Annotated in this window: 1 protein-coding gene; it reads right to left on the reverse strand. The window is 64.9% G+C overall.

Translation table 11 applies throughout. The features are described from left to right. Positions 1 to 9: 9 nt before the first annotated feature. Positions 10 to 720: ISAs1 family transposase (locus tag Q7A36_RS40475; protein ID WP_305109439.1), on the reverse strand; the 711-nt coding region annotated here is incomplete at its 5' end.

The following is a 720-nucleotide window of genomic DNA, read 5'->3' on the forward strand; positions in this document are numbered from 1 at the left end:
CACGGCTGTTCAACGCTGTGGAATGTGAATGAGGTCAAGGAGGTAATCGACGCCACCGATGGCAGCGCGGAGGCGGTCCTGCGGCAGTGAGCTTCGGCGGTTAGCCTTGAGGATGTTGAAGGCAAAGCTGCGGAGGCGGGCGAAGAGACCCGGATTGCAGCGAATGCGGGAGCGATCCTCACCCATGGTGACGTCGCGGGTGTAGTGCGAGGTGTTCTCGACCTTCCAGTGGTCCCGGATGGTAGAGGCGGCGCGAATGGCTGGCAGCGCGGTGGTGGCGAGATAGAAGGCGGTCTCGGAGGAGCGATGCCAGAGACCGGTCTTGGCATTGCGGGTGAGAACGTCGCGCTCGACGCGGATCACGGCACCGATGAGGGACGCCCACTCGGTGTGGGTGAAGGCGGTGGCAGCATCGAAGACGGCGACGCTGCGCTCCTCCTGGCGGTTGCGCCCCCGATCACGGCTACTGGCCGTGGAAAGCGGGGTGGCGCTGGCGCAGAGGTCCTTGGACTTTTGATGCAGGGTGGGCTGGTTGTCCTTGACCTGTATGATCAGGTCGGCGCCGGCCTTTGCGGCGAGCTCGAAGGTTTTCTCTGGCAGTGCAGGGCGTCGAGCGTGACCAAGTGGCCAGCCAAGCCGAGTTCGGCGAGCAGCGCCTGAGCGGCCGGGATCTCGTTCGATTTCTCGTCGACCTCGCTGTGCGCCAGCACCAGCGCGGTA

The sequence above is a fragment of the Paracraurococcus lichenis genome (assembly GCF_030657435.1).
GTDB lineage: Bacteria > Pseudomonadota > Alphaproteobacteria > Acetobacterales > Acetobacteraceae > Paracraurococcus > Paracraurococcus lichenis.